General features: G+C 70.9%; 23 protein-coding genes. 5 read left to right on the top strand and 18 right to left on the bottom strand.

Annotation, left to right across the window (positions count from 1 at the left end):
- Positions 1-6: 6 nt before the first annotated feature.
- The 6 genes from gatC to ACFVDP_RS29225 all read right to left on the bottom strand — a co-directional run bounded on the left by gatC (position 7) and on the right by ACFVDP_RS29225 (position 7,654).
- Complete coding sequence (gene gatC / locus ACFVDP_RS29250) at positions 7-303, bottom strand: Asp-tRNA(Asn)/Glu-tRNA(Gln) amidotransferase subunit GatC (RefSeq protein ID WP_018531282.1); 297 nt, start codon at positions 301-303, stop codon at positions 7-9.
- A gap of 207 nt (positions 304-510) precedes the next feature.
- Positions 511-2,859, bottom strand: a complete 2,349-nt coding sequence (locus ACFVDP_RS29245) for a putative bifunctional diguanylate cyclase/phosphodiesterase (protein WP_383495959.1) — start codon at positions 2,857-2,859, stop codon at positions 511-513.
- A 229-nt stretch (positions 2,860-3,088) separates the two neighbouring features.
- Positions 3,089-5,305, bottom strand: a complete 2,217-nt coding sequence (ligA, locus tag ACFVDP_RS29240; RefSeq protein WP_383495956.1) for an NAD-dependent DNA ligase LigA — start codon at positions 5,303-5,305, stop codon at positions 3,089-3,091.
- A 32-nt stretch (positions 5,306-5,337) separates the two neighbouring features.
- The gene (locus ACFVDP_RS29235) at positions 5,338-6,345 is read right to left on the bottom strand and encodes a methionine synthase (RefSeq protein WP_383495953.1); all 1,008 of its coding nucleotides are present in this window, start codon (positions 6,343-6,345) and stop codon (positions 5,338-5,340) included.
- Positions 6,346-6,382: 37 nt separating this feature from the next.
- The gene (locus ACFVDP_RS29230; protein WP_383495951.1) at positions 6,383-7,081 is read right to left on the bottom strand and encodes an SDR family oxidoreductase; all 699 of its coding nucleotides are present in this window, start codon (positions 7,079-7,081) and stop codon (positions 6,383-6,385) included.
- A 27-nt stretch (positions 7,082-7,108) separates the two neighbouring features.
- Positions 7,109-7,654 (bottom strand): TIGR00730 family Rossman fold protein, encoded by a 546-nt coding sequence (locus tag ACFVDP_RS29225; protein WP_383495948.1) that lies wholly within the window; start codon positions 7,652-7,654, stop codon positions 7,109-7,111.
- Positions 7,655-7,729: 75 nt separating this feature from the next.
- On the opposite strand from ACFVDP_RS29225, the gene ACFVDP_RS29220 reads away from it, so the two are divergent.
- Positions 7,730-8,059 carry a DUF427 domain-containing protein gene (locus tag ACFVDP_RS29220; RefSeq protein ID WP_383496198.1) on the top strand — a complete coding sequence of 110 codons (330 nt, stop codon included), beginning with the start codon at positions 7,730-7,732 and terminating at the stop codon, positions 8,057-8,059.
- 75 nt (positions 8,060-8,134) lie between these two features.
- Positions 8,135-8,551, top strand: coding sequence for a hypothetical protein (locus ACFVDP_RS29215; protein WP_383495945.1), 417 nt, complete (start codon positions 8,135-8,137; stop codon positions 8,549-8,551).
- Positions 8,552-8,555: 4 nt separating this feature from the next.
- Here ACFVDP_RS29215 and mnmA read toward each other — a convergent pair whose 3' ends face one another.
- Entirely contained in the window at positions 8,556-9,701 is a 1,146-nt protein-coding gene (gene mnmA, locus ACFVDP_RS29210; RefSeq protein WP_383495942.1) for a tRNA 2-thiouridine(34) synthase MnmA, read from the bottom strand.
- Positions 9,702-9,752: 51 nt separating this feature from the next.
- Between mnmA and ACFVDP_RS29205 the strand changes: the two genes are divergently transcribed.
- The gene (locus tag ACFVDP_RS29205) at positions 9,753-10,490 is read left to right on the top strand and encodes an N-acetylmuramoyl-L-alanine amidase (RefSeq protein WP_383495939.1); all 738 of its coding nucleotides are present in this window, start codon (positions 9,753-9,755) and stop codon (positions 10,488-10,490) included.
- A 27-nt stretch (positions 10,491-10,517) separates the two neighbouring features.
- Here ACFVDP_RS29205 and ACFVDP_RS29200 read toward each other — a convergent pair whose 3' ends face one another.
- The 3 genes from ACFVDP_RS29200 to ACFVDP_RS29190 form a co-directional block, all read right to left on the bottom strand.
- Positions 10,518-11,687: a cysteine desulfurase family protein gene (locus tag ACFVDP_RS29200; RefSeq protein ID WP_383495936.1), complete on the bottom strand. Its 1,170-nt coding sequence runs from the start codon at positions 11,685-11,687 to the stop codon at positions 10,518-10,520.
- A gap of 83 nt (positions 11,688-11,770) precedes the next feature.
- Positions 11,771-12,064 carry a hypothetical protein gene (locus ACFVDP_RS29195; protein WP_383495933.1) on the bottom strand — a complete coding sequence of 98 codons (294 nt, stop codon included), beginning with the start codon at positions 12,062-12,064 and terminating at the stop codon, positions 11,771-11,773.
- A 32-nt stretch (positions 12,065-12,096) separates the two neighbouring features.
- Positions 12,097-12,252, bottom strand: a complete 156-nt coding sequence (locus ACFVDP_RS29190; RefSeq protein ID WP_383495930.1) for a hypothetical protein — start codon at positions 12,250-12,252, stop codon at positions 12,097-12,099.
- Positions 12,253-12,351: 99 nt separating this feature from the next.
- Between ACFVDP_RS29190 and ACFVDP_RS29185 the strand changes: the two genes are divergently transcribed.
- Both ACFVDP_RS29185 and ACFVDP_RS29180 read left to right on the top strand, forming a co-directional pair.
- On the top strand, positions 12,352-12,975 hold the full coding sequence (locus tag ACFVDP_RS29185; RefSeq protein ID WP_383495927.1) for a TetR family transcriptional regulator: 624 nt from the start codon (positions 12,352-12,354) through the stop codon (positions 12,973-12,975).
- An 18-nt stretch (positions 12,976-12,993) separates the two neighbouring features.
- Positions 12,994-13,845: an alpha/beta fold hydrolase gene (locus ACFVDP_RS29180; RefSeq protein WP_383495924.1), complete on the top strand. Its 852-nt coding sequence runs from the start codon at positions 12,994-12,996 to the stop codon at positions 13,843-13,845.
- Here the strand turns inward: ACFVDP_RS29180 and ACFVDP_RS29175 are convergent.
- The 8 genes from ACFVDP_RS29175 to ACFVDP_RS29140 all read right to left on the bottom strand — a co-directional run bounded on the left by ACFVDP_RS29175 (position 13,805) and on the right by ACFVDP_RS29140 (position 23,564).
- A complete protein-coding gene (locus ACFVDP_RS29175) occupies positions 13,805-14,782 on the bottom strand; it encodes a helix-turn-helix transcriptional regulator (protein ID WP_383495921.1) in 978 nt (325 codons plus the stop codon). The two genes, ACFVDP_RS29180 and ACFVDP_RS29175, sit on opposite strands and share 41 nt — an antisense overlap.
- Before the next feature lie 305 nt (positions 14,783-15,087).
- Positions 15,088-15,984: a thioesterase family protein gene (locus ACFVDP_RS29170; protein ID WP_383495918.1), complete on the bottom strand. Its 897-nt coding sequence runs from the start codon at positions 15,982-15,984 to the stop codon at positions 15,088-15,090.
- 62 nt (positions 15,985-16,046) lie between these two features.
- Positions 16,047-16,718: a trimeric intracellular cation channel family protein gene (locus ACFVDP_RS29165; RefSeq protein ID WP_383495915.1), complete on the bottom strand. Its 672-nt coding sequence runs from the start codon at positions 16,716-16,718 to the stop codon at positions 16,047-16,049.
- Positions 16,719-16,746: 28 nt separating this feature from the next.
- A complete protein-coding gene (locus ACFVDP_RS29160; protein WP_383495911.1) occupies positions 16,747-18,141 on the bottom strand; it encodes a M1 family metallopeptidase in 1,395 nt (464 codons plus the stop codon).
- A 231-nt stretch (positions 18,142-18,372) separates the two neighbouring features.
- The gene (locus ACFVDP_RS29155) at positions 18,373-19,536 is read right to left on the bottom strand and encodes an ABC transporter ATP-binding protein (RefSeq protein ID WP_383495908.1); all 1,164 of its coding nucleotides are present in this window, start codon (positions 19,534-19,536) and stop codon (positions 18,373-18,375) included.
- 26 nt (positions 19,537-19,562) lie between these two features.
- Entirely contained in the window at positions 19,563-20,660 is a 1,098-nt protein-coding gene (locus ACFVDP_RS29150) for an ABC transporter ATP-binding protein (RefSeq protein WP_383495905.1), read from the bottom strand.
- Positions 20,657-21,658, bottom strand: a complete 1,002-nt coding sequence (locus tag ACFVDP_RS29145; RefSeq protein WP_383495902.1) for an ABC transporter permease — start codon at positions 21,656-21,658, stop codon at positions 20,657-20,659. Before ACFVDP_RS29145 ends, ACFVDP_RS29150 begins: the two co-directional genes overlap by 4 nt.
- Positions 21,659-21,794: 136 nt before the next feature.
- Complete coding sequence (locus ACFVDP_RS29140; protein ID WP_383495899.1) at positions 21,795-23,564, bottom strand: ABC transporter substrate-binding protein; 1,770 nt, start codon at positions 23,562-23,564, stop codon at positions 21,795-21,797.
- Between the last annotated feature and the right edge of the window lie 89 nt (positions 23,565-23,653).

Genomic DNA, 23,653 nt, shown 5'->3' with positions numbered 1-23,653 from the left:
GACGGTTTAGTCCTCCCCCAGGATCTGCGGCACCTTGAAACGCTGCTGCTCCTGGGCCGGGGCGCCGGAGAGCGCCTGCTCGGGGGTGAGCGACGGACGGACCTCGTCCGCGCGCATGACGTTCGTCAGCGGCAGCGGGTGGGAGGTCGGCGGTACGTCTTGGTCGGCGACCTCGCTGACGCGGGCGACCGCGCCGATGATGTCGTCGAGCTGGCCTGCGAAGTGGTCGAGCTCTTCGGGCTTCAGCTCCAGACGCGCCAGCCGGGCGAGGTGGGCGACCTCCTCGCGCGTGATGCCAGGCATGCAGCGATCCTCTGGGGTGGAGTGTGTGTGGTTTGGGCCCAATCCTATGGGGCCGGAGCCTGTGCCTGGTAAACGGTTATCCCGTGCGGCTCTCGTCGTGGCTGGTCGCGCAGTTCCCCGCGCCCCTGAGATGCGCGAAGCGCATGCCTCAGGGGCGCGGGGAACTGCGCGAGAAGCCCCACCGGCCGTCAGCCGGACGACAACCGATCAGGCATCATCAGCGGCCGCAGGCAGCACCGCGGTGGCGGCCCGCTGCCACCCCCGGTCACCCCGGGCACGCAACCACGCGGTGGTCTCGTCGGGCGGCATGGCGGCGGCGACCAGCCACCCCTGCACCGCGTCACACCCGAGATCCCGCAGCCGCTCCCACGTCTCGTCGTCCTCCACGCCCTCGGCGACGACGAGCAGCCCGAGCGAGTGCGCCAGGTCGACGGTGCAGCGCACGATCTCCGCGTCCTCGTTGTCCACCGCGAGCCGCGCCACGAAGGACCGGTCGATCTTCAGCTCGCTGACCGGCAGGCGCCGCAGGTGCACCAGCGAGGAGTACCCGGTGCCGAAGTCGTCGAGCGACATCTTCACCCCGTGCCCGGTGAGCCCGGCCAGGGTGTCGGCGGCCCGCTGCGGGTCCTCGAGGAGCACGTGCTCCGTTATCTCCAGCTGGAGCGACCCGGCCGGGACCCCGTGCCGGGCCAGCCGCGCCGCGACCGCGCCCGCGAAGCCGGGGGTGTGCACATCGCGCGGCGACACGTTCACCGCGACCGGGACGAACAGTCCCTGGGCACGCCAGCGCGCGACCTGGGCCAGCGCCGTCTCCAGGACGTACTCGGTCAGATGCGGCATCAGGCCGGACGACTCGGCGATGGCGATGAACTCGTCCGGAGGAACCTTCCCGCGCTCGGGATGCACCCACCGCACCAGCGCCTCAAGACCGGCCACCTGCCCGTCGAAGCGCACCTTCGGCTGGTAGTGCAGCTCCACGTCGCCCGCGTCGAGCGCGCGCCGCAGATCGCCCAACAGGCCGAGGCGGTCGGGGGTGTTGGAGTCCCGCTTCGACTCGTAGACCTCGACCCCGGTACGGTCCCGCTTCGCCTGGTACATCGCGACGTCGGCCCGGCGCAGCAGCCCCTCGGCGTCGAGGGCGTGGTCGGGGAAGACGGCGAGGCCGGCGCTCGCTTCGAGGACCAGCGTGAGCCCGTCGAGATCCAGCGGCGAGCCGAGAGCGGCCACCAGGCTGCGGGCCACCCGGGACGCGGACGTCGTCGAGTCGGCGACCGGCAGCAGCACGGCGAACTCGTCACCGCCGAGCCGCGCGGCCTCCGCCCCGCGCGGCAGTGCGGCTCTCAGCCGGTCCGCGATCTGCAACAGGAGCCGGTCACCGGCGAGATGACCGAGTGTGTCGTTGACGGAGCGGAACCGGTCGAGGTCGATCAGCATGAGGGCGCTGCGCGCCCCGATCCGCTCCGCGTCGTCGAGCGCGGTCCAGGTGCGCTCGAGGAGCCACTGCCGGTTGGGCAGTCCGGTGAGCGGGTCGCGCAGCTGCTCCTCGGCGCGGGCGCGGGCGATCCAGAGCGTGGAGTCGAGCGCGATCAGCGGGATGGAGAACAGCGGCAGCAGCACGGGCATCGCGATGGCGACGACGCACACCAGCGGCGCGATGCCGAGCAGCGCGACACCGACCAGGCCCTGGCGGACGAGCGCGGTGCGGGCGACGGTGGGCAGGCCGGAGCTGCGCGGATTGTGCACGTAGTAGAGAAGAAGCCGGGTGACCAGCAGATACGCGGCTGCCACCAGGACGACCTCGGGCGCCGCGTAGAGATTCCAGGTCTCCGGTTTCCACGGGGACTCGACGGACGGTACGCGGCCGAACGCGGCCAGGACGAGGGCGCCCGCCCCGATGCCGAGGATGTCGATGGCGCCGTGCAGCACGCCTTGGCGCCAGCGGTGTCTGCGGGCGGCGCCGACGAGCACGACGACGGTGAGGCTGACCATCCCGGCGGGCACCCAGCCGTACAGCAGCAGGACGGCGAGGGTGAGGGCCGCGCCGGAACCGGTGCCGCCCCACCAGCGGTCGCGGCCGAGGGCGACCAGATGACCGACGACGATGCCGGCCAGGATCGCGAGGGACCAGCCGACGACGCCGGACGGGAAGAGCGCGTGGTTCCCGGTGAACGCCCGGTAGAACCCGGCGCCCAGGACCACGGCGGCGAGCGCGACGACCGCGCCGGGCAGCAGCGGGAGCGCCGTCGCGCGTGCGGGGTCGGCCGGGCCGCCGTGGTGATTGCGGGCCGGGGTGGCCACGCCGACGTGGCCTCCGGCGGGCAGCGCGGCCGGCGGGCTCTGGATACCGAATCCCGCCTGCCCGCTCCGGAGCCGGGCGAGACCCAGCCCGCTCTCACGCCACCAATTGCGCCAGTTCACCGCACCACCGCGTTCGCTCTCCCCGTGACCGCTCTCACTGTCCCCGGCGCCTTGGTCGGGGCGTCGGGCCGTGCCGCGCCGCAGCCGTCGGCGCGGGCTCAGCCGTGAGTCCGGGGCGGCGCTCTCGGTCGGTTCCATTCCCGTCCCTCTCACAGCCGGCGGTGCCCGTGTCCGCAGCCCGCTCCCTTGGCTTCTGCGGAGCGGAGGTTGCCCCATCCGCAGCAGGACACGGCAGGCGCACACCCTCAACAGTAGGCCGCAGAAGGCTTCCACGGGCACCAGACGGACGCGCCCGACCGTGGATACCCGAATGCGACCCGGCCATCCGTATGCATCTGGTATGCGCTGAACGGGTGGCCTTCAACCGCTACTGCTCAGTCGGTTCCTCGGCGGGAAGCGCCCGCTCCGCGGCGGCGTCGGGCCCTTGGTCGAGCAGCACGGCGAACCCGGCCTCGTCCAGAACCGGAACCTTCACCTGCATGGCCTTGTCGTATTTGGATCCCGGGTTGTCCCCGACAACGACGAAGGACGTCTTCTTGGAAACGGAACCTGTCACCTTGGCGCCTCTGCTCTGCAGGGCGTCCTTCGCTCCGTCCCGGGTGTAGTTCTCCAGCGTGCCGGTGACGACGACGGTGAGGCCTTCGAGCGGCCGCGGCCCCTCGTCCTCACCCGTCCCCTCCTCCTCCATGCGCACACCGGCATCACGCCATTTCCGCAGAATCTCCCGATGCCAGTCCTCGGCGAACCACTGCTTCACGGAGGTCGCGATGATGCCGCCTACGCCGTCGGTGGCGGCCAGCTCCTCCTCGGTGGCCCGGTCGATGCGGTCGATGGAGCGGAACTCGCGGGCCAGCGCCTCGGCCGCGACCGGTCCCACGTGCCGGATCGACAGCCCGTTGATGACGCGGGCGAGCGGCCGGGTCTTGGCGGCGGCGATGTTCTCCAGCATCGACACCGCGTTCTTCCGGGGCTCGCCCTTCTGGTTGGCGAAGACCGTGACGACCTTGTCCTCACCGGTCTTCGGGTCCCGCTTGGGCAGACCGCTGTCGGGGTCGAGGACGTACGCCTTGATGGGCAGCAGCTGCTCGATGGTGAGGTCGAACAGGTCGCCCTCGTCGGTCAGCGGCGGCTCGGCGGGCTCCAGCGGGGCGGTGAGCGCGGCGGCGGCGACCGACCCGAAGTTCTCGATGTCCAGGCACTGACGGCCGCCCAGGTAGAACAGCCGCTCCCGCAACTGGGCGGGGCACGTGCGGGCGTTGGGACACCGCAGGTCGATGTCGCCCTCTTTCATGGCCCGCAGCGGCGTGCCGCACTCGGGGCATTCCGCGGGCATCACGAACTCGTACTCGCTGCCGTCGCGCAGGTCGACGACCGGCCCGAGGATCTCGGGGATGACGTCACCGGCCTTGCGGATGACGACGGTGTCCCCGATGAGGACGCCCTTCTTCTTGACGATCTCCTGGTTGTGCAGCGTCGCGAACTCGACCTCGGAGCCCGCGACGGTCACCGGCTCCACCTGCGCGTACGGGGTGACGCGGCCGGTGCGGCCCACGCCGACCCGGATATTGACCAGCTTGGTGTTGACCTCTTCGGGCGGGAACTTCCAGGCGATGGCCCAGCGCGGGGCGCGCGCGGTGGAGCCGAGGCGGCCCTGGAGCGGGATCTCGTCGAGCTTGATGACGGCGCCGTCGATCTCGTGCTCGACCGAGTGCCGGTTCTCCCCGAAGTACGCGATGAACTCCCGTACGCCGTCGAGGTCGTCGACCACTCTGTTGTGCTTCGCGGTGGGCAGGCCCCACTCGTGCAGCAGGTCGTACGCCTCCGACAGGCGGGCGATGTCGAAGCCCTCGCGGGCGCCGATGCCGTGCACGACCATGTGCAGCGGGCGGGACGCGGTGACCCGGGGGTCCTTCTGGCGCAGCGAACCCGCCGCCGCGTTGCGCGGGTTGGCGAAGGGCTTGTCGCCGGCCTCGACCAGCCGTGCGTTCAGCTCCTCGAACTTCTCCATCGGGAAGAAGACCTCGCCGCGGATCTCGACGAGGTCCGGGATGCGCTCACCCTGGAGGCGGTCGGGGATCTCGGCGATCGTGCGGACGTTGGGCGTGATGTCCTCGCCGACGCGGCCGTCGCCCCGGGTGGCCGCGCGCGTCAGCCGCCCGTGCTCGTACGTCAGGTTGACCGCGAGGCCGTCGATCTTCAGCTCGCACAGGAAGTGGTAGCCGGACGCGCCCACGTCCTTGTGGACGCGCTCGGCCCAGGCCGCCAACTCCAGGTCGTCGAAGGCGTTGTCGAGCGAGAGCAGGCGCTCGCGGTGCTCCACGGACGTGAATTCCGTCGCGTAGTTCCCCGCCACCTTCTGGGTCGGCGAGTCGGGGGTGCGCAGCTCGGGGTACGTGTCCTCCAGCGCTTCGAGGGAACGCAGCAGCTTGTCGAACTCGGCGTCGGAGACGACCGGCGCGTCCTTCACGTAGTACCGGAAGCGGTGCTCTTCGATCTGCTCGGCCAGCTTGGCGTGCTCGTCCCGCGCCGTCGCGGGCACGGAGCTCTCGGTCTCCGCCTTCTTTCCAGCGCTTGCGGCAGCCACCTTCTCGTCCTCCCGTTTACCTTCGTCCCCGGTCACTCAGGGTTGTCCGCGAGTGATCTCGCCGCCCGGGCGCAGTGGGCGAGCGCCGCGCGGGCGTACGCGGGCGAGGCGCCCGCGAGTCCGCACGACGGCGTGACCACGACCGACTCCGCGAGCGACCCCGGATTCAGCCCCAGCCTGCGCCACAGCGACCTGACACCCATGACGCTACCGGCAGGGTCCGACAACGCGGCGTCCACGCCGGGCACGACACCGGCGAAGAGTGTGGTGCCTCCTTCGACGGCCTCGCCGATCGCGTCGTCGTCACGCTCGGTGAGGAGCGAGAAGTCGAAGGAGATCGCGTCGGCGCCGGCCCGGCGCAGCAGCGCGAACGGGACGTCGGGGGCGCAGGAGTGGACGACGGCGGGTCCGTCGGCGTGGACGCCGATGACGTCGCGCAGGGCGCTCTCCACGACCTGCCGGTCGACGGCGCGGTGGGTGCGGTACTCGCTCGCGGTCTTGACGTGCCCGCGCAGGACGGCGATGAGGGAGGGCTCGTCGAGCTGGAGGACCAGCCGGGCGCCGGGGACACGGCGCCGCAGGTCGGCGAGGTGGGTGCGCAGGCCCTCGGCGAGCGAGCCCGCGAGGTCGCGGCAGGCGCCCGGGTCGGAGAGCGCGGCCTCGCCGTTCCTCAGCTCCAGCGCGGCGGCCAGGGTCCAGGGTCCGACGGCCTGCACCTTGAGCGGTCCCTCGTAGCCCTGGGTGAACTCCTCCAGCGCGTCGAGGTCCTCGCCCAGCCACGACCTGGCGCGCTTGGTGTCGCGGCCGGGCCGGTCGCCGATCCGCCAGCCGCTGGGCTCCACGCGCGCGTACACGTCGACGAGCAGTCCCGCGGTCCTGCCGATCATGTCGGCGCCCGGCCCGCGCGCGGGCAGCTCGGCGAGGAACGGGAAGTCCTCGAAGCTGCCGGTGACGGTCTTGGCGGCCTCTCTGGCGTCGCCGCCGGGCATCGACCCGACGCCGGTGGCCGGGGCCCACTTGAAGTCGCTCTTTTCGCTCACTCAGGAAGAGTACGTAACGGGGCCGGGGCCCCCGTCCTCAGCGTCCCGGGCGGACCGTCAGGTCGTTCACCTCGGCGTCCCGGGGGAGGTCCAGGGCCATCACGATCGTGGTGGCGACGGACTCGGGGTCGATCCAGCGGGCCGCGTCGTACTCCTTGCCCTCCTGGTGGTGCACCTTGGCCTGCATGGGGCTGGCGGTGCGGCCGGGGTAGACGGACGTGACCCGCACGCCGTTGCCGTGCTCCTCCTGGCGCAGCGAGTCGGCGAGTGCCTTCAGGCCGTGCTTGGAGGCGGCGTACGCGGACCAGTCGGGGCCCGCGTTCAGTCCGGCGCCGGAGTTCACGAACACCACGTGGCCCTGGGCGAGGCGGAGTTGGGGCAGGAAGTGGCGGGTCAGCTCGGCCGGGGCGATGAGGTTGACGTTGAGCTGGTGGCGCCAGGCCTTCGGGGTCAGCTCGCCCACCGGTCCCAGGTCGACGACGCCGGCGATGTGCAGCAGCGAGTCGACCCGGTCGGGCAGCGCCTGGTGGGAGAACGCCCACGACAGCTTTTCGGGGTCGGCCAGGTCACCGACCAGGGTGCGGGCGCCGGGGAACTCGGCGGCGAGTTCCTTGGCGCGGCCCGCGTCGCGCGCGTGGAGGACGAGTTCGTCCCCGCGCGCGTGCAGACGACGGGCTACGGCGGCGCCGATGCCGGAACCGGCGCCGGTGATCACATGAGTGGCTGTGCTGGTCATGGCCTCATGCTCGCACTACCGTCCGGCCTACTGCTGGCCGAGGGACTCCTCCAGGTAGGCGAGGGCGCCGACCGGCTCCTCAGCGAAGAACACCAGGTCGGTGAGGGGGATGGGCAGGAAGCCCTCGTCCTCCATGCGCCGGAACTGCTCCTTCAGGCCGTCGTAGAACCCCGCCGAGTTGAGCAGCACGATCGGCTTGTCGGTCTTCCCGTGCTTCTTCAGCTCCAGGATCTCGGTGGCCTCGTCGAGCGTTCCCGTACCGCCCACCATGACCACGACGGCGTCGGCCTTCTCCATGAGCAGCCGCTTGCGCTCGGCGAGGTCGGCGGCGACGACCATCTCGTCGGGCGCGGTCACGGCGCGGGCCTTGGCGGCGAGGAACTCCACGGACACCCCGACCAGTCCCCCGCCGGCCTCGTGCACCCCGTCGGCGACGACCTTCATCAGCCCGCTCTCGCTGCCGCCCCACACCAGCGTGTGCCCGCCCTTGCCGAGCAGTTCGGCGAATTCGCGGGCGGGTGCGGTGTAGCGGTCGTCGAGGTCGGCGGCGGAGAGGAAGACGCAGATGTTCATGGGAACCACGGTACGGGCCCGCGATCGCGCGGCCGTCCCGGGAAGAACCCGCCCTGTGTGAGCGCTGACACAGTCATGACTCAAGGACACACGATCACGATCGAGCAGGATGCACGGCGCGTGCGCGTCGTCCGGGACGGCGAGGTGCTGGCCGAGAGCACGCGGGCGCTGCTGCTGAAGGAAACCGGCTGTCCGGCGCGGTACTACATCCCTCCGGAGGACGTGCGGACCGAGCTGTTGACCCCGTCGGACACCACCACGTACTGCCCCTTCAAGGGACACGCCTCCTACTGGTCGGTGCCCGGCGCGCAGGACCTGGTGTGGGCGTACCGGGAGCCGAAGGCCGACGTGGCCGCCGTCAAGGACCACTTGTGCTTCTACGAGACCGAGGTCGACGGCGCCTAGCCGAAACCGCTCCCGCGGGCGTGGTCGAATACGGGATACGGGGAGACACAGCGCGAGGCGGAGGGTGAGGCGGCCATGACTCACGGAGACGGGCAGCAAGGCGTTCCCACGGGCGGCTTCGGCCCGCCCCCGTCCGTCCCGCCACCGCCCGCCCACCCGCCGGTGTTCCCTCCGCCGCCGTCCGTGCCCCCGGCGGCGGTTCCCGGGCCCGGACCGGGCCCCGAGTTCATCGCCGCCGACGAGCGCAACGGCCTGGTGGTCGACTCCGACGGCGTCCACTTCGAGCAGGGGCCGCACGCCATCGACCTCCCGTGGGCGTACCTGCGCACGGTGCGGTTCCAGCCCGTGCCGGACGGCCTGTACGTGACCGCGGTGATGACGGACGGCCCGGTCTACGAGTGCCGGGTCCGGGCCCGCCGCCGCTCCCTGGCGACGCAGTGGGGCACCGATCTCACGGCGGTGCTCCACCACTATCTGGCGGGCCGGGGCTAGTCGGTCAGGCCACCGCGGTGGCGCGGTCGGTGGTCGCGATCGTCGCCGAGCCCACCACGCGCGTGCCGGCGTACAGCACGATCGCCTGGCCGGGGGCGACGCCGCGGACCGGCTCGTCGAAGGAGACGCGGAGTTCGTCGTCGACCAGCTCGGCGGTCACCTCGGTCTCGCCGCCGTGGGCGCGGAGCTGGGCCGTGTAGGTGCCCGGGCCCGTGGGGGCCGCGCCGCACCAGCGGGGCTTGATCGCGGTCAGGGCGGACACGTCGAGGGCCGCCGCCGGGCCCACCGTCACCGTGTTGTCCACCGGGGAGATGTCCAGGACGTAGCGGGGCTTGCCGTCGGCGGCGGGGGTGCCGATGCGCAGGCCCTTGCGCTGGCCGATGGTGTAGCCGAAGGCGCCCTCGTGGGTGCCGAGCTTGGCACCCGACTCGTCGACGATGTCGCCCTCGGCCTTGCCGAGACGGGAGGCCAGGAAGCCCTGGGTGTCGCCGTCGGCGATGAAGCAGATGTCGTGGGAGTCGGGCTTCTTGGCGACGGCGAGACCGCGGCGCTCGGCCTCCGCGCGGATCTCGTCCTTCGTCGTCTCCGTGTCGCCGAGCGGGAACATCGCGTGGGCGAGCTGGCGGTCGTCCAGGACGCCGAGGACGTAGCTCTGGTCCTTGGCCATGTCGGTGGCGCGGTGCAGCTCCCGGTCGCCCGCGTCGTTGACCAGGACCTGGGCGTAGTGGCCCGTGCAGACCGCGTCGAAGCCGAGGGCCAGCGCCTTGTCGAGCAGCGCGGCGAACTTGATCTTCTCGTTGCAGCGCAGGCAGGGGTTCGGGGTGCGCCCGGCCTCGTACTCGGCGACGAAGTCCTCCACGACGTCCTCGCGGAAGCGGTCGGCGAGGTCCCAGACGTAGAAGGGGATGCCGATGACGTCCGCCGCGCGGCGCGCGTCGCGGGAGTCCTCGATGGTGCAACAGCCACGGGCACCGGTGCGGAACGACTGCGGGTTCGCCGACAGGGCCAGGTGGACGCCTGTCACGTCGTGGCCGGCTTCCGCGGCGCGGGCCGCCGCGACGGCGGAGTCGACGCCGCCGGACATGGCGGCGAGAACACGGAGGGGACGGTCCTGGGCGGGGCGCGCGGCATGCGAGGTCTGGGAAGTCATAGCACTAACAGAGTACGGGGAGCCGGGAACCGAATCGCTCCGATATCCGTTATGGAACATGTACGCGAAAGGCGGGACGGGGGGCGTCGCGTGGGAAAGCAGGGGTCGGGCGGCAAGGATCGCGACCGGGGCATCAGCCGACGGACCTTGATCGTCGGCGGAATGGCGTCGGCCGTCGGTGTGGGCCTGCTCGCACGCGGTGACCTCGCCCGCATGTGGTGGCAGATGCCCGGTGTGGACAAGCCGCGCACCGCGGGTGCGGTGGACTTCAAGGGCGCGGAGTGGGTGGCGGCGGCCTCGGCGAACTGGCGGCGGGCGGACCGGCCCTCGGACTATCCCATCGACATGGTCGTCGTCCACGTCACGCAGGGCAGTTACAGCGGCACACTGCAGGTGTTCAAGGACCCCTGGCACGGGGCGTCCGCGCACTATGTCGTGCGCCAGGACGGCCACATCGCACAGATGATCCGGGAGCTGGACGTCGCGTTCCACGCGGGGAACAAGGACTACAACCAGCGCAGCATCGGCATCGAGCACGAAGGGTTCGTGGACCGGCCCGAGGACTTCACCGGCGCGATGTACGCGGCCTCCGCGAAGCTGACCGCCGGGATCTGCAGACGGTACGACATACCCGTGGACCGCAAGCACATCATCGGGCACGTGGAGGTGCCGGGCACCGACCACACGGACCCGGGGCCGAACTGGGACTGGGACCGGTACATGAAGCTCGTACGGGCGGCGTACAAGGCGAACAAGCCGACCAAGCGGCCCGGGTCGGCCAAGGCCTGAGGCCCCGCCGGGTCGGCTCGGGCCGGGTCAGGTCAGGCCGGCCGTGCGGGCCCGTTCCACCGCCGGGCCGATCGCCTTCGCGACCGCCTCGACGTCGGCCCTCGTCGACGTGTGGCCGAGGGAGAAGCGGAGTGTGCCGCGGGCCAGGTCGGGGTCGGTGCCGGTGGCGAGGAGGACATGGCTGGGCTGGGCGATGCCGGCCGTGCAGGCCGAGCCGGTGGAGCACTCGATGCCCTGGGCGTCCAGGAGGAGGAGCAGCGAGTCGCCCTCGCAGCCGGGGAAGGTGAAGTGGGCGTTGGCGGGGAGGCGGCCGTCGGGGGCCGGGTCGCCGCCGAGGATCGCCTCGGGGACCGCGGTCCGGACCGCCGTGACCAGGTCGTCCCGCAGGGCGCCGATCTCGCGGGCGAACCGGTCACGGTGCTCGTGCGCCAGGCGGCCGGCCGTCGCGAAGGAGGCGATGGCGGGGACGTCGAGGGTGCCGGAGCGGACGTGGCGCTCCTGCCCGCCGCCGTGCAGGACGGGGACGGGGGTGTGCTCGCGGCCGAGCAGCAGCGCGCCGATGCCGTACGGGCCGCCGATCTTGTGGCCCGACACCGTCATCGCCGCGAGCCCCGAGGCCGCGAAGTCGACCGGGATCTGGCCGTAGGCCTGGACCGCGTCGGCGTGCAGCGGGATGTCGAACTCGTGCGCCACGTCGGCGAGTTCGCGTACCGGCTGGATCGTGCCGATCTCGTTGTTGGCCCACATGACGGTGGCCAGGGCGACATCGGCCGGGTTGCGCTCGATGGCCTCCCGGAGGGCTTCGGCGTGGACGCGGCCGTGCGCGTCGACCGGGAGGTACTCGACGGTGGCGCCCTCGTGCTCGGCGAGCCAGTGCACGGCGTCGAGGACGGCGTGGTGCTCGACGGGGCTGGCGAGGACGCGGGTGCGCGCCGGGTCGGCGGCGCGGCGGGACCAGTACAGGCCCTTGACGGCGAGGTTGTCGGCCTCGGTGCCGCCCGAGGTGAAGACGACCTCGCTGGGGCGGGCGCCGAGCGACTCGGCGAGGGTCTCGCGGGACTCCTCGACCGTGCGGCGGGCGCGGCGTCCGGCGGCGTGCAGGGACGAGGCGTTGCCGGTGACGGCGAGCTGGGCGGTCAGCACCTCGACCGCCTCCGGAAGCATCGGGGTGGTCGCGGCGTGGTCGAGGTAAGCCATGGTGGGCACGATTCTACGAGCCCGCCGGAGCCCTTCGGCCGCCGCATGGGGTCCCGTTCCCACACGTGGCCTCTTCAGGGGCCTCAGCCCGTGATGCTCCAGGAGAACGTGCCGTCGGCCGCGACGAGGGCGCCGAGCACGACGAGGTCGGCGACACCGAGGCCGAGACCCAGCAGGGCACGGCCGCGCCGGGCGGTGCCGCGCCACAGGGAGAGGCTCGCGAGGACGATCGCGACGGGGCCGAGGAAGACGTTCAGGACAAGCAGGCCGACGAGGCCGAGGACGAACGAGGCGACGGCCATGCCGTCGGTGTCACGACGACCGACGGGCCGGGTACGGGCCTGGGTCCGGGTCGGTGCTTCTGCGGTGAGCTGCATGGTTGGTACCCCCTGAATCGACGGATGCGTGCTCAGTGCTGGTGACGGCGGGTGCGCTCGCGCACGGCGAAGACGGTCAGCCAGACACCGATGACGGCGGCGGCGACGAGCGTGAAGGACAGCGGTGCGTGGGCGACGGTGCCGAGGGCGAAGCCCAGGAGCAGAAGGGCCGCTACGAGGAACAGCACGGGAAACCTCTCAGAGTTGGGTTACAACTGTTCACTGACTGATGAGTCTAGCGTGCACGCGGGTGTTCAATTACGGAGAACAGTTGTTAACTGGATGACATGAGTCACACCCTCGGCAGCCGTCAGGCACAGAAACAGAAGACCCGGCAGGCGCTGCTCGACGCGGCGCTGGAGCTGCTGGAGGAGCAGAGCCTCAGCAGCCTGGGGCTGCGCGAGGTCACCCGGGCCGTGGGTGTGGCGCCGACCGCGTTCTACCGGCACTTCGACTCCATCCCCGATCTCGGCGCGGCCCTGGTCGAGGAGGCGGTCGGCAGCCTGCACGCGGTCGTCTCCGAGCTGCTGACGGCGACCTGGGACAGTGACGAACGCATCGCGCGCACCGTCGAGTTGATCGCCGCGCACGTGCGGGCCCACCCGGCCCATGTGCGCTTCATCGCGCGGGAGCGGCACGGCGGGGTGCAGCGGGTGCGCGAGGCGATCGCCGCCCAGTTCGGGCAGTTCGCCGAGGAGGTGCGCGCGGCCCTGCGCCGGGACCCCGAGTCGGCGGGCTGGAGCGAGGAGGACCTGCTGATGCTGGCCGGGCTGTACGTGGACCACATGATGATGGCGGCCGCCGCCTTCCTCACCGCGCCGCCGGCCGACTCCCCCCGCGTCGCGGCCCTCGCCGAGCGGCAGTTGCGGCTGGTGAGTCTCGGGCGCAGACACTGGCTGGACGCGTCATGAGCTACTAGCCTTACGGTCATGACAACCGTCGGCTGGAAACTCGATCGCGGCTTCCGCAGCTCGTCCGGTGAGGTCCGCTGGAGCGCGCTCGGCGCCCCGGACGCACCGCCCGTCGTCCTCGTCCACGGCACCCCGTTCTCGTCCTACGTCTGGCGCGCTCCCGCACGGGCGCTCGCCTCCCGGTACCGCGTGTACGTCTGGGACCTGCCCGGCTTCGGCGCCTCCGAGATGCGCCCCGGGCAGCGCGTCGACCTCGACAGCCAGGCCCGCGTGCTCACCGAGCTGCTGGACCACTGGGGCCCGGGCCCCGGAGGCCGGGCGCCCGCAGTCGTCGCCCACGACGTCGGCGGGGCCGTCGCCCTGCGCGCCCACCTGCTGCACGGGGCCGCCTACTCGCGGCTCGCGCTCGTGGACCCGGTGGCGCTCGCGCCCTGGGGCTCACCCACGTACCGCCTGCTCGCCGAACACGCCGACGTGTTCCGGCAGTTGCCCGCCGAGCTGCACGAAGCGCTCGTGCACCGCTACATCGCCTCGTGCAGCCGTCCCGGCCTGCACCCCGACACCCACGCGCGGCTGGTCGCCCCCTGGCTGACCGAGGCCGGGCGGGACGCCTTCTACCGGCAGATCGAGCAGAACGACCAGCGGTTCACGGACGACATCCAGGGCCGTTACGGGGAGTTGGACCTGCCCGTCCTGGTGTGCTGGGGCGCCGAGGACACCTGGCTCCCGGTCGCCCGCGGGCACGAGCTGGCCGCGCTGGTCCCGGGCGCCGGGCTGCGGATCATCGAGGGCGCCGGACATCTCGTCCAGGAGGACGCGCCGGCCGAGCTCACGGCCGCGCTGCTGGAGTTTCTGCGTAGAGGCGGGTGACGTCGGCCGCGCACCGGGCCAACTCCGCGCGCACCTCGGGCGGTTCGAGCACCTCCAGGTGCGCGGCGAACGGCAGGAGGGTGCGGGTGGCCGCCAGCACCTCGTAGCCGAGGCGGACCCTGATCCACTCGTCGTCCTCGGCCGGCTCCGGGTGCTCGATCAGGGAGTTGCCGGCCATCCGCAGGAAGAGGTCGTAGCGGCTGCGGTGGACGCGTGCGGTCACTGTGATGCCGCCCGGGCGCTGCTCCACCTGGCGTTTCAACAGGGCCCATACCTCGGCGAGTTCGATTCCGGGGCGGCGTTTCACGGGCGCGTCCGTGACGGTCACCGAGCGGGTGCGGTCCACGCGGAAGAGGCGGGGCACCGCCCGGCGGTCGGCCACCAGGTACCAGACGCCCGCCTTGGAGACGAGGCCGTACGGGTCGACGGTGTACGTGCGGGGTGTGTCGGTGCCGCTGTGCCGGTAGCGGATCCGCAGGCGGCGGTCGGTGAACACCGCGTCCTGCACGGCGCCGACGTCGACCTCGCGGGGCGGTGGGCCCATCCAGCGGGACGACTCGACGAGGATCCGGCGGCTCGTCAGCTCCGCCGCGGGGCGGTGGGGTTCGGACAGCGCCGCCATCACCTTGCGCAGGGCCGATCCCAGGGCCGCGTCGAGGCCCAGGGCGGTGTGGGCGCCCTGGGACGCGAGGATGAACAGGGCGCGGGACTCGTCGGCGGTCAGGCCGGTGACGTCGGTGCGGTAGCCGGGGAGGAGCGCGATGCCGCCGTGGCGGCCGCGCTCCGTGTAGACCGGGACGCCCGCGGCGGACAGGGCCTCGATGTCTCGGTAGATCGTGCGGAGGGAGACTTCCAGGCGGGTGGCGAGGGTGTGGGCGGGGACGCGGCCGCGGGTCTGTAGGAGCAGGAGGATGGAGAGCAGACGGTCGGACTTCACGGGGTCAGCGTGCCGCAGATCGGGACCGTTGTCGGGTGCCGGTCCGTTGGGGCTGGTCGCGCAGTTCCCCGCGCCCCTTATCGGGTTGTCGGTCGGGTGCGGGCCGGTGGCCGCTTCTCGCGCAGTTCCCCGCGCCCCTGGAGATGCGCACTTCGTGCGCCATCTCCATCAGAGGCGCGCCACCCACCCAGGGTGGAGGCGCGCGAAGCGCAGCCTCAGTGGGAGGCGGCGCGAAGCGCCTGCCTCAGGGGCGCGGGGAACTGCGCGACCAGCCCCCACCGGGCCCGCAGACGAAGAAACAGGCGCTACGGCAGGCGCACGCGGGCCAGTTGGCGGGACTGGGCCACCAGGCGGTCCTGGGTGTCCCAGATTTCGGCGTCCTCTTCCAGGAAGCCACCCGCGAGGTTGCGGGTCGTGATGGAGACCCGGAGCGGGCCGGGGGCCGGGCGGCAGCGGATGTGGGCGGTCAGTTCCACCGTCGGGACCCAGCCCTTGAGGCCCATCTCGAAGGCGGTCGGCGGCAGCGCGTCCACGGTGAGGAGAAGCGAGAGCGGATCGGCATCGCGGCCGTCGGCCAGGCCGAACCAGCCCCGCATCTCTCCCTTGCCCGACGGCGCGCCGAGGGCCCAGCCCAGGGTCGCCGGGTCCAGCTTGACGGCGAGCCGGTCGGTGATGGCCGAGCTGCCCGGGATGCGCGGGCCGTCACTGGGCGCGTCGTCGGCGCCGAAGCACTGCTCGATCGGCGGGATGGCGGGCGGCTTGGCGCTGGTGCGGACATCGTCGGGGAGTGCGTCCAGGTCCCCGTACGAGGCGAGGACGCGGATCCGCTCGACCTCGGTGCCGTCCTCCGCGTACTGGAAGAGCGAGGCCTGCCCGGTGGACAGGGTGCGGCCGGTGCGGACCACGTCCGTGCGGACCACCGCGGGGCCCGCGACGGACGCCGTCAGATAGTGCGCCGAGATCGTGAACGGGTCGGCGTGCGGCAGGGTGTCGGCGAGCGCGCGGCCCAGCACGGCGAGCAGATAGCCGCCGTTGACGGCGTTGATGATCGTCCAGCCGGCGGAGAGCTCGATGTCGTAGACCCCGGGGACGGCGGGATCGCGCCGCGTGACGGCGGTGTCGCGGTCGAACTCGCTGTCGCCGATCGTCGCCGTGCCGGTACGTGCGCCGGTGGGTGCGTGCGTGGATGCTGCGTCTGCCATGCAGGCAGGGTACGACAGCTCATTACTAAGCGGTAGCTTTAGAGATCCGCCTCACCCACGGCTCACGGTGTCTCCTCCGGCACCTCCACCGCCGTGGACCTGCGGTTCCACGCGCGCGGCGCCCGCCAGTGGTAGCGCATCGCGAGCAGCCGCAGGATGAAGGCCGTCACCACGGCGACGCCGCTGGTGAGCCCGTTGAGGGCGTCGAAGCGGATGCAGAGCACGACAATGACGGCACCGACGATCGCGGGAACGGCGTACAGGTCGCGGTCCCAGCGCACCAGCGACGGCACCTCGTTGGCGATGATGTCGCGCAGCACGCCGCCGCCGACCGCCGTGGCGAGGCCGAGCGCGGCGGACGCGGTGAGGCCGAGCCCGTAGTCGTAGGCCTTGGTGGTGCCGGTGACGCAGAACAGGCCGAGGCCGGCCGCGTCGAAGACGTTCACCGCGACCTGGGTGCGTTCGACCTCGGGGTGCAGGAAGAAGACGAGGCCGGCGGCGAACAGCGGGGTGATGAAGTAGCCGAGGTCGGTGAAGGCGGACGGCGGCACGGCCCCGATGACCAGATCGCGGAACAGCCCCCCGCCCAGCGCGGTGACCTCGGCCAGGGCGCCGATGCCGAAGACGTCCCAGTTCTTGCGTACGGCCATCAGAGCGCCGGAGATGGCGAACACGAAGATGCCGACGAGGTCGAGCCAGTGCTGGACGGAGGGGGTGAACAGTTCCTGGATCACCCGATATTTTTACCTGTCGGGTACGCGCCTACAGCGTCGGCTTGCCCGTCGTGAACAGCCACGTGTCGAACAGGTCGTCCAACTGCCGCCCCGAGACCCGCTCGGCGAGGGCGATGAAGTCGGATGTCTGGGCGTTCCCGTACCGGTGGAGCTTGGTCCACTGCGGCAGCAGCTTGAAGAACGCCTTGTCGCCGATGCGCTCGCGCAGCACCTGGAGGGTCATCGCGCCGCGCTGGTAGACGGCGGAGGCGAACATGGTGTCGCGCTGCGGGTCGCCGGGCTTCGTCTGCCAGAAGGCGGAGGTCTCCGGGCGGGAGTTGTAGCCCGCGAGGAACGAGTCGTGGGCGGAGGCGCCGCCCTTGTGCTCGGTCCACAGCCACTGGGCGTAGGTGGCGAAGCCCTCGTTGAGCCAGATGTTCTTCCACTGCTCGACGGAGACGGAGTCGCCGAACCACTGATGGGCCAGTTCGTGGACGATCGTCGATTCGTTGCGGACGGCGGAGTAGCTGGGCTTGGACTGGGTCTCCAGGGAGAAGCCGGCCTCGGGCATGTCGTCGACGACGGCGCCGGTCTCCTCGAAGGGGTAGGGGCCGAAGATCTGCGACCAGTAGTCGGTGGCCTCCGCGGTAACGGCGTACACGTCGACGCTGTTGCTGTTCGCGAGGACCGGGTCGATGGCGACGTAGATGGGGGTGCCGGCGGGGGTGCGGCCGCTCTTGACGTCGAACTTCCCGATGCTGGCGGTCGCGAGGTAGGTCGCCATCGGCTTCGACTCGCGCCAGTGGTGGACGGTCTGCGTGCCCTTGTCGGTGTCGTACGTGCCGACGAGCCGCCCGTTCGAGACACCGGTGAGGCCCTTGGGGGCCTTGATGCGGATGTCGTACGTCGCCTTGTCGGCGGGGTGGTCGCTGGAGGGGAACCAGGTGGACGCGGCGTTCGGCTCGCAGGCGACGAAGACGCCGTCGGCGGTCTTCATCCAGCCGTAGTCGGAGCCGAAGACGATGGGGCCGCTGAGGGCTTCGGGAACGCCGTTGTAGGTGACGGTCGTGGTGAAGGTGTGGCCCCTGCGGACCGGGGTGCGCGGGGTGATGACGATCTCGTCGCCGGTGCGGGTGAAGTCGGCGCGTCTGCCGTTCACTTCTATGCGGGTGACCGTGAGCTTCTGCAGGTCGAGGTCGAAGGACGAGAGGTTCTGGGTGGCGCGCGCGGTGAGGGTCGTACGGCCGTCGAGGCGGTCGGTGTCGGGGTTGTAGGCGACGTCGAGGTCGTAGTGGCGGGCGTCGAAGCCGCCGTTGCCGAGCTCGGGGAAGTACGGGTCACCGATGCCGGCGGAGCCGGGGGTGGGGGCCGGGGCGGCGGCGATCAGGGTGAAGGAGGCTGCCGCGACGGTGAGCGCGGCCAGCTTTGCCGAACGGGAGAGCATGTGGCGTCCCTTCGAGCGTGATCCTGTGTGCTGGACACGCAGGACTCTGTCCTGAAGGGAGCGACATGTACATGCCCCGTTTGGGTCATGTGGGGGCTGTGGTGGGCGTCGGCTGGGAGCGCCTGCCCGGCGGCGGGGCTCGCCCCTGAGGTGGCGCACGGAGTGCGCATCTCAGGGGCGCGGGGAACTGCGCGAGAAGCCCCACCGGCCCGCAGCCGACAGCGAGCGGGACTACTCCCCCGCCGGGGCCTCCGGCGACGGCTTGTCGTCGACGGCGTCCGCCGGCGCCGGCACCGTCACCACGTCGATCGCCTCCTTGGCCACCGCGAGCAGCTTGGTGTCCTCGGGCGCCTGGTCGGGGGCGTTCTCCGGGTGGTGGCAGGCGACCTGGTGCCCGGAGGCCAGCTGAAGCAGCGGCGGCTCCTTCGTGGCACACAGCTCCGTCGCCTTCCAGCACCGCGTGTGGAAACGGCACCCGGTGGGCGGGTCGATCGGCGACGGGACGTCACCGCGCAGCAGGATCCGCTCGCTCTTGACCCCGCGCCGCCGCGGATCCGGCACCGGCACCGCGGACAGCAGCGCCTTGGTGTACGGGTGCATCGGCGTCGCGTAGAGATCGTCGCGGTCCGCGAGTTCCACGATCTTGCCGAGGTACATCACCGCGATCCGGTCCGAGACGTGCCGGATGACCGAGAGGTCGTGCGCGATGATCACGTACGTCAGGCCGAGCTCGCTCTGGAGGTCGTCGAGGAGGTTGACGACCTGGGCCTGGATGGAGACGTCGAGGGCCGAGACCGGCTCGTCGGCGACCACGAGCTTCGGGCGCAGCGCGAGCGCGCGGGCGATGCCGATGCGCTGGCGCTGACCGCCGGAGAACTCGTGCGGGTAGCGGTTGTAGTGCTCGGGGTTGAGCCCGACCCGCTCCAGGAGTTCCTGGACCGTCTTGCGCACGCCGCCCTCGGGGTTGACGCCCTGGAGCTTGTACGGGGCGCCGACGATCGTGCCGATGTTGTGGCGCGGGTTCAGCGAGGAGTACGGGTCCTGGAAGATCATCTGCACATCGCGGCGCAGCGGTCGCATCGCGCCCGTGCCCAGGTGCGTGATGTCCTTGCCCTCGAACTCGACGCGGCCGGCCGTCGGTTCGAGCAGCCGGGTGATGAGCCGGCCCATCGTCGACTTGCCGCAGCCGGACTCACCGACGACGCCCAGGGTCTCCCCCGCGCGGACGTCGAAGGTCAGCCCGTCGACGGCCTGGACCGCGGCGACCTGCCGCTTGAGCAGGCCCTTCTTGATCGGGAAGTGCTTGACCAGGTTCTCGACCTTGAGCAGCGGTTCGCCGGGCGCCGGGTCCGCGGAGGTCGTCACGGAACCGTCCGCCTGCGGGGGGATCGTCATCTCGGTCTCGGGTCCTTTGGCGTCCGTCACAGCTTCGGCGCAATCTCTTCGGTCCAGATCCGCTCCCGCTCCCCGGCCGACATGTGGCAGGCGGAGAAGTGGCCGGAGCCGACCTCGCGCAGTTCGGGGCGCTCGGTGCGGGTGATGTTGTCCTCGGGGATGTCCGCGTACGGGCAGCGCGGGTTGAAGGCGCAGCCGGTCGGCAGGTTGATCAGGCTGGGCGGGGAGCCCTTGACCGGCGTGAGCCGTTCGGTCTGCTCCCGGTCGATGCGCGGCATCGAGCCCAGCAGGCCCCAGGTGTAGGGGTGCTGGGGCTCGGTGAAGACCTGGGTGGCACTGCCGCGCTCCACGCACCGGCCGCCGTACATGACGAGCAGTTCGTCGGCCATCTCCGCGACGACCCCGAGGTCGTGCGTGATCATGATGACCGCGGAGCCGAACTCCTTCTGGAGGTCGCGGATCAGGTCGAGGATCTGCGCCTGCACGGTCACGTCGAGGGCCGTGGTCGGCTCGTCGGCGATGAGCAGTTCGGGGTTGTTGACCAGCGCCATGGCGATCATCGCGCGCTGGCGCATACCGCCGGAGAACTCGTGCGGGTAGGCGTCGACCCGCTTGTCGGGCTGCGGGATGCCGACCCGGTCGAGCATCTCGATCGCCCGCTTGCGCGCGGTCTTCTTGTCCACCTTGTGGTGGACGCGGTACGCCTCCACGATCTGCTTGCCGATCGTGTAGTACGGGTGCAGCGCGGAGAGCGGGTCCTGGAAGATCATCGCCATGTCGCGGCCGCGGAGCCGGCGTACGGCGTTCTGGTCGCCGGAGAGCAGCTCGGTGCCGTCCAGCCAGATCTCACCGCTGATCTGCGCCTTGCGCCGGCCGTACTGGCCCGCGGTGTGCAGGCCCATGATGCCGAGCGACGTGACGGACTTGCCCGATCCGGACTCGCCGACGATGCCGAGGGTGCGGCCCTTCTCCAGGGTGAAGGAGAGCCCGTCGACGGACTTGACCACGCCGTCGTCGGTCGGGAAGTGCACCTTGAGGTCGCGGACCTCCAGGAAGGCGCTGGGGGCCCCGGAGGCGGTGACGGGTTCGCCGACCGCCGCTCCGGTCTTGTGCAGGTCGGTCATCCCAGCCTCACTCGCGGGTCGATGACGGCGTACAGAAGGTCCACGACGAGGTTGGCGACGGCGATCGCGAGAGCCGCGAACAGCGTCACGCCGAGGATCAACGGCAGGTCCTTGTTGCTGATGGCCTGGACCGCTTCGAGACCGAGACCGGGCAGGTTGAACGTGGACTCGGTGAGCACGGCGCCGCCGAGCAGCACACCGAGGTCGAGTCCGAAGACGGTGAGGATCGGGGTCATCGCCGAGCGCAGCGCGTGTCTGGTGATGACGGCGGACTCGCCGAGGCCCTTGGCGCGCGCGGTGCGGATGTAGTCCTCGCCGAGGATCTCCAGCATGGTGGCGCGGGTGAGTCTCGCGTACATCGCGGCGTTGAGGAAGGCGAGCACGATCCACGGCAGGATCAGCGTCTGGAGCCAGGTGCCGATCGAGTCGTCCGTGGACAGCGAGTCGGCGATGTGCACCCAGCCCAGGGTGTGGACGAAGATGCCCATCGCGACCATGCCGGTGAAGAAGACGGGGAGCGAGACGCCGCCGAGGGCGGTGGTCATCGCGGCGCGGTCCCAGAAGGTGCCGCGCTTGAGGGCGGAGGTCACGCCGGTGGCGACACCGCCGACCAGCCACAGGACGCAGGCGCCGAGCGCCAGGGCGCCGGTGATGGGCGCGTCGCCCTTGAGCGTGTTCCAGACGGGCTCCTCCGTGCGGAAGGAGTACCCGAAGCAGGGGGCGGGGCAGTGGGTGATGTCGCCGCCGTTGGTGTAGTCGCGGCCGAGCGGGATGCCCCGGACGAAGTCCCAGAACTGCACGAGCAGGGGGTCGTTGAGGCCCAGCTTGATGCGGATGCCGTCCAGCGCCTCGGGGCTGGTGGCCTTGCCGGCGAAGAGGACGGCGACGTCCTGACCCGCCCATTTGGGCAGCATGAAGAAGATGGTGAAGGTCGCGAACAACACGATCAGCACCATGATGACGACGGCGAACAGGCGCCGGATGAGATAAGCAAGCACTGTGCGCGGCCCGGGGGGGGGGGGGGGGGGGGGGTCCTTTCCCCCCCCCCCCCCCCCCGAGGCCATCACCTGCCCTTCGGACTGGCGGGTTTCGACGGCATGAGCGGGATCAGCTCATCGACCGGAAGGACTACGACTACTTGTTGACGCCGAGCATCACGTAGTCGTAGCGACCGCTGTAGGCCGCGGACGAGTACACGTTGGTCAGGCGGGTGCTGCGCCACGAGATGTTCTTCTCGTAGATGAACGGCATCCAGTACGCCTCGTCCAGGATGCGGTGGTCGAGGTCGGTGTAGATCTGCTTCGCCTTCGCCGGGTCGGTGGTGCCGATGGCGTCGTCGAAGAACTTGTCGACCTTCTTGTCCTTGATCTGCGACTCGTTGTAGTTACCGGTCGGGAAGATGAAGCGGCTGTCGAACAGCGGCTGCGCGTATCCCTGGCCGGAGTTGAAGTCGGGGCCCCAGCCGCTCATCGTCATGCCGTAGCCACGGGACTTGACGACCTTCGGCGAGCCGGTGATCGAGGAGGCCTGGGCGCCGTCGATCGAGTCGATCGTCAGCTTGATGCCGACCTTGGCGAGGGACGCCTGGAGCGCCTCGGCCGCGTCGACCTCACCCGGGTTGTTGCTGCGGGCGGAGATCTTGGTGGAGAAGCCGCTCGGCTTGCCGCACGCCTTCAGCGCGTCCTTGGCCTTGGCCACGTCCGGCTTGCCCTTGCGGGACAGGATGCCGTACGGGTCGTAGTCGCTGTAGCCCGGGATGGACGTCGGGAAGGTGGAGTTGGCGATCTCGCCACCGGCCACCTTGCCGCCGCGCGACTGTTGGATGCTCGCGAAGTCGGTGCCGTAGAAGACGGCCTTGCGGCACTCGACGTTGTCCAGCGGCTTGGTGGCGGTAACCAGGGCCACGTAGCGCACGAAGGAGGTCTGGACGTTGTCGACGTTGCCGCGGTGGTCCTGGACCGCCGAGACGCGGCCGGACTGCGTCATGCCGGTGCCGTTGACGTCGACGTCGTAGTCGCCGGCCATCAGGCGCTTGTCGTTCTCCTCGAGGTTCGAGGAGATGGTGACCGTGATCCTGTTGGGCAGGGCCGGGCGCAGCGGGTCGGACGACTTCTTCCAGGCCGTGTTGCGCACCAGCGTCAGGCTCTTGCCCGCCTTGTAGCTCGCGACCTTGTACGGGCCCGAGGACACCGGCTTCTGGGTGTACTTCTCCTTGGTGTCCTTGGCCTGCGGCACCGGGGCGCCGGTCGGCATGGCGAGCATCTGCTCGAAGTCGCCGTTGGCCTTGGGCAGGTGGAAGACGATGGTCTGGTCGTCCGGCGTCTCGATCGCCTTCAGGCCCAGCTTGTCCTTCGACTTGTCCTTGTACGGGCCCTTGTACTCGCCCTTGGGGTCGAGGGTGGAGCGCAGGTAGCCGGGGCCGCCGGTGATGACGTCGGTGGCCCAGATGCGCTCGATGCCGTACTTGACGTCCTTGGAGGTCAGCTTGGAGCCGTCCTCCCAGGTCAGACCGTCACGCAGCTTGTACGTGTAGGTCTTGCCGTCGGAAGAGACCTCACCGGGGCCGGTGGCGAGGTCGCCGACCAGCTTGTTGGAGCCGTTGCCCGGCTTGGTGTCGTACGTGACCAGGGTGCGGGTGTAGTACCGCATGAAGTCCCAGGTCATGCCGTAGTACGAGCGCTGCGGGTCGAGGGAGTCGAAGTCCTGCTTGCCGACGAACTTCAGCGTCCCGCCCTTCTTGGCGGACGCGTTGACGACCTTGTTCAGCGCGGCGTTGAAGCCGGGAGCCTTGGCGTCGTCCTTGCTGTCGCCGTCGCCGCCACCGCACGCCGTAGTGGCCGCCAGCGCCCCGACGACGAGGGCCGCGCACGCGGCGAGCCGTCGCTTGGGAATACCTGTGGGCATTTTCTCGTATCCTCCGAGATCGCGGTCCGGGCAAGTCGCCGGGGAACCAGTGGGGTGCGCCGCCTGACGATGCGACAGGGGCCTTGTAA

The organism is Streptomyces sp. NPDC057694 (genome assembly GCF_042799415.1).
Taxonomy (GTDB): domain Bacteria; phylum Actinomycetota; class Actinomycetes; order Streptomycetales; family Streptomycetaceae; genus Streptomyces.
This window is presented reverse-complemented; position numbering and strand designations above follow the sequence as displayed.

What these genes read in the sequence shown, in the direction of transcription:
- ACFVDP_RS29180 (WP_383495924.1), top strand. Translation starts at nt 12,994, where the DNA reads ATGACAACCGTCGGCTGGAAACTCGATCGCGGCTTCCGCAGCTCGTCC.
- ACFVDP_RS29225 (WP_383495948.1), bottom strand. Translation starts at nt 7,654, where the DNA reads ATGAACATCTGCGTCTTCCTCTCCGCCGCCGACCTCGACGACCGCTAC.
- ACFVDP_RS29245 (WP_383495959.1), bottom strand. Translation starts at nt 2,859, where the DNA reads ATGGAACCGACCGAGAGCGCCGCCCCGGACTCACGGCTGAGCCCGCGC.
- ACFVDP_RS29170 (WP_383495918.1), bottom strand. Translation starts at nt 15,984, where the DNA reads ATGGCAGACGCAGCATCCACGCACGCACCCACCGGCGCACGTACCGGC.
- ACFVDP_RS29140 (WP_383495899.1), bottom strand. Translation starts at nt 23,564, where the DNA reads ATGCCCACAGGTATTCCCAAGCGACGGCTCGCCGCGTGCGCGGCCCTC.
- ACFVDP_RS29160 (WP_383495911.1), bottom strand. Translation starts at nt 18,141, where the DNA reads ATGCTCTCCCGTTCGGCAAAGCTGGCCGCGCTCACCGTCGCGGCAGCC.
- ACFVDP_RS29150 (WP_383495905.1), bottom strand. Translation starts at nt 20,660, where the DNA reads ATGACCGACCTGCACAAGACCGGAGCGGCGGTCGGCGAACCCGTCACC.
- ACFVDP_RS29230 (WP_383495951.1), bottom strand. Translation starts at nt 7,081, where the DNA reads ATGACCAGCACAGCCACTCATGTGATCACCGGCGCCGGTTCCGGCATC.
- gatC (WP_018531282.1), bottom strand. Translation starts at nt 303, where the DNA reads ATGCCTGGCATCACGCGCGAGGAGGTCGCCCACCTCGCCCGGCTGGCG.
- ACFVDP_RS29205 (WP_383495939.1), top strand. Translation starts at nt 9,753, where the DNA reads ATGGAACATGTACGCGAAAGGCGGGACGGGGGGCGTCGCGTGGGAAAG.
- ACFVDP_RS29220 (WP_383496198.1), top strand. Translation starts at nt 7,730, where the DNA reads ATGACTCAAGGACACACGATCACGATCGAGCAGGATGCACGGCGCGTG.
- ACFVDP_RS29195 (WP_383495933.1), bottom strand. Translation starts at nt 12,064, where the DNA reads ATGCAGCTCACCGCAGAAGCACCGACCCGGACCCAGGCCCGTACCCGG.
- ACFVDP_RS29155 (WP_383495908.1), bottom strand. Translation starts at nt 19,536, where the DNA reads ATGACGATCCCCCCGCAGGCGGACGGTTCCGTGACGACCTCCGCGGAC.
- ACFVDP_RS29185 (WP_383495927.1), top strand. Translation starts at nt 12,352, where the DNA reads ATGAGTCACACCCTCGGCAGCCGTCAGGCACAGAAACAGAAGACCCGG.
- ACFVDP_RS29215 (WP_383495945.1), top strand. Translation starts at nt 8,135, where the DNA reads ATGACTCACGGAGACGGGCAGCAAGGCGTTCCCACGGGCGGCTTCGGC.
- ACFVDP_RS29200 (WP_383495936.1), bottom strand. Translation starts at nt 11,687, where the DNA reads ATGGCTTACCTCGACCACGCCGCGACCACCCCGATGCTTCCGGAGGCG.
- mnmA (WP_383495942.1), bottom strand. Translation starts at nt 9,701, where the DNA reads ATGACTTCCCAGACCTCGCATGCCGCGCGCCCCGCCCAGGACCGTCCC.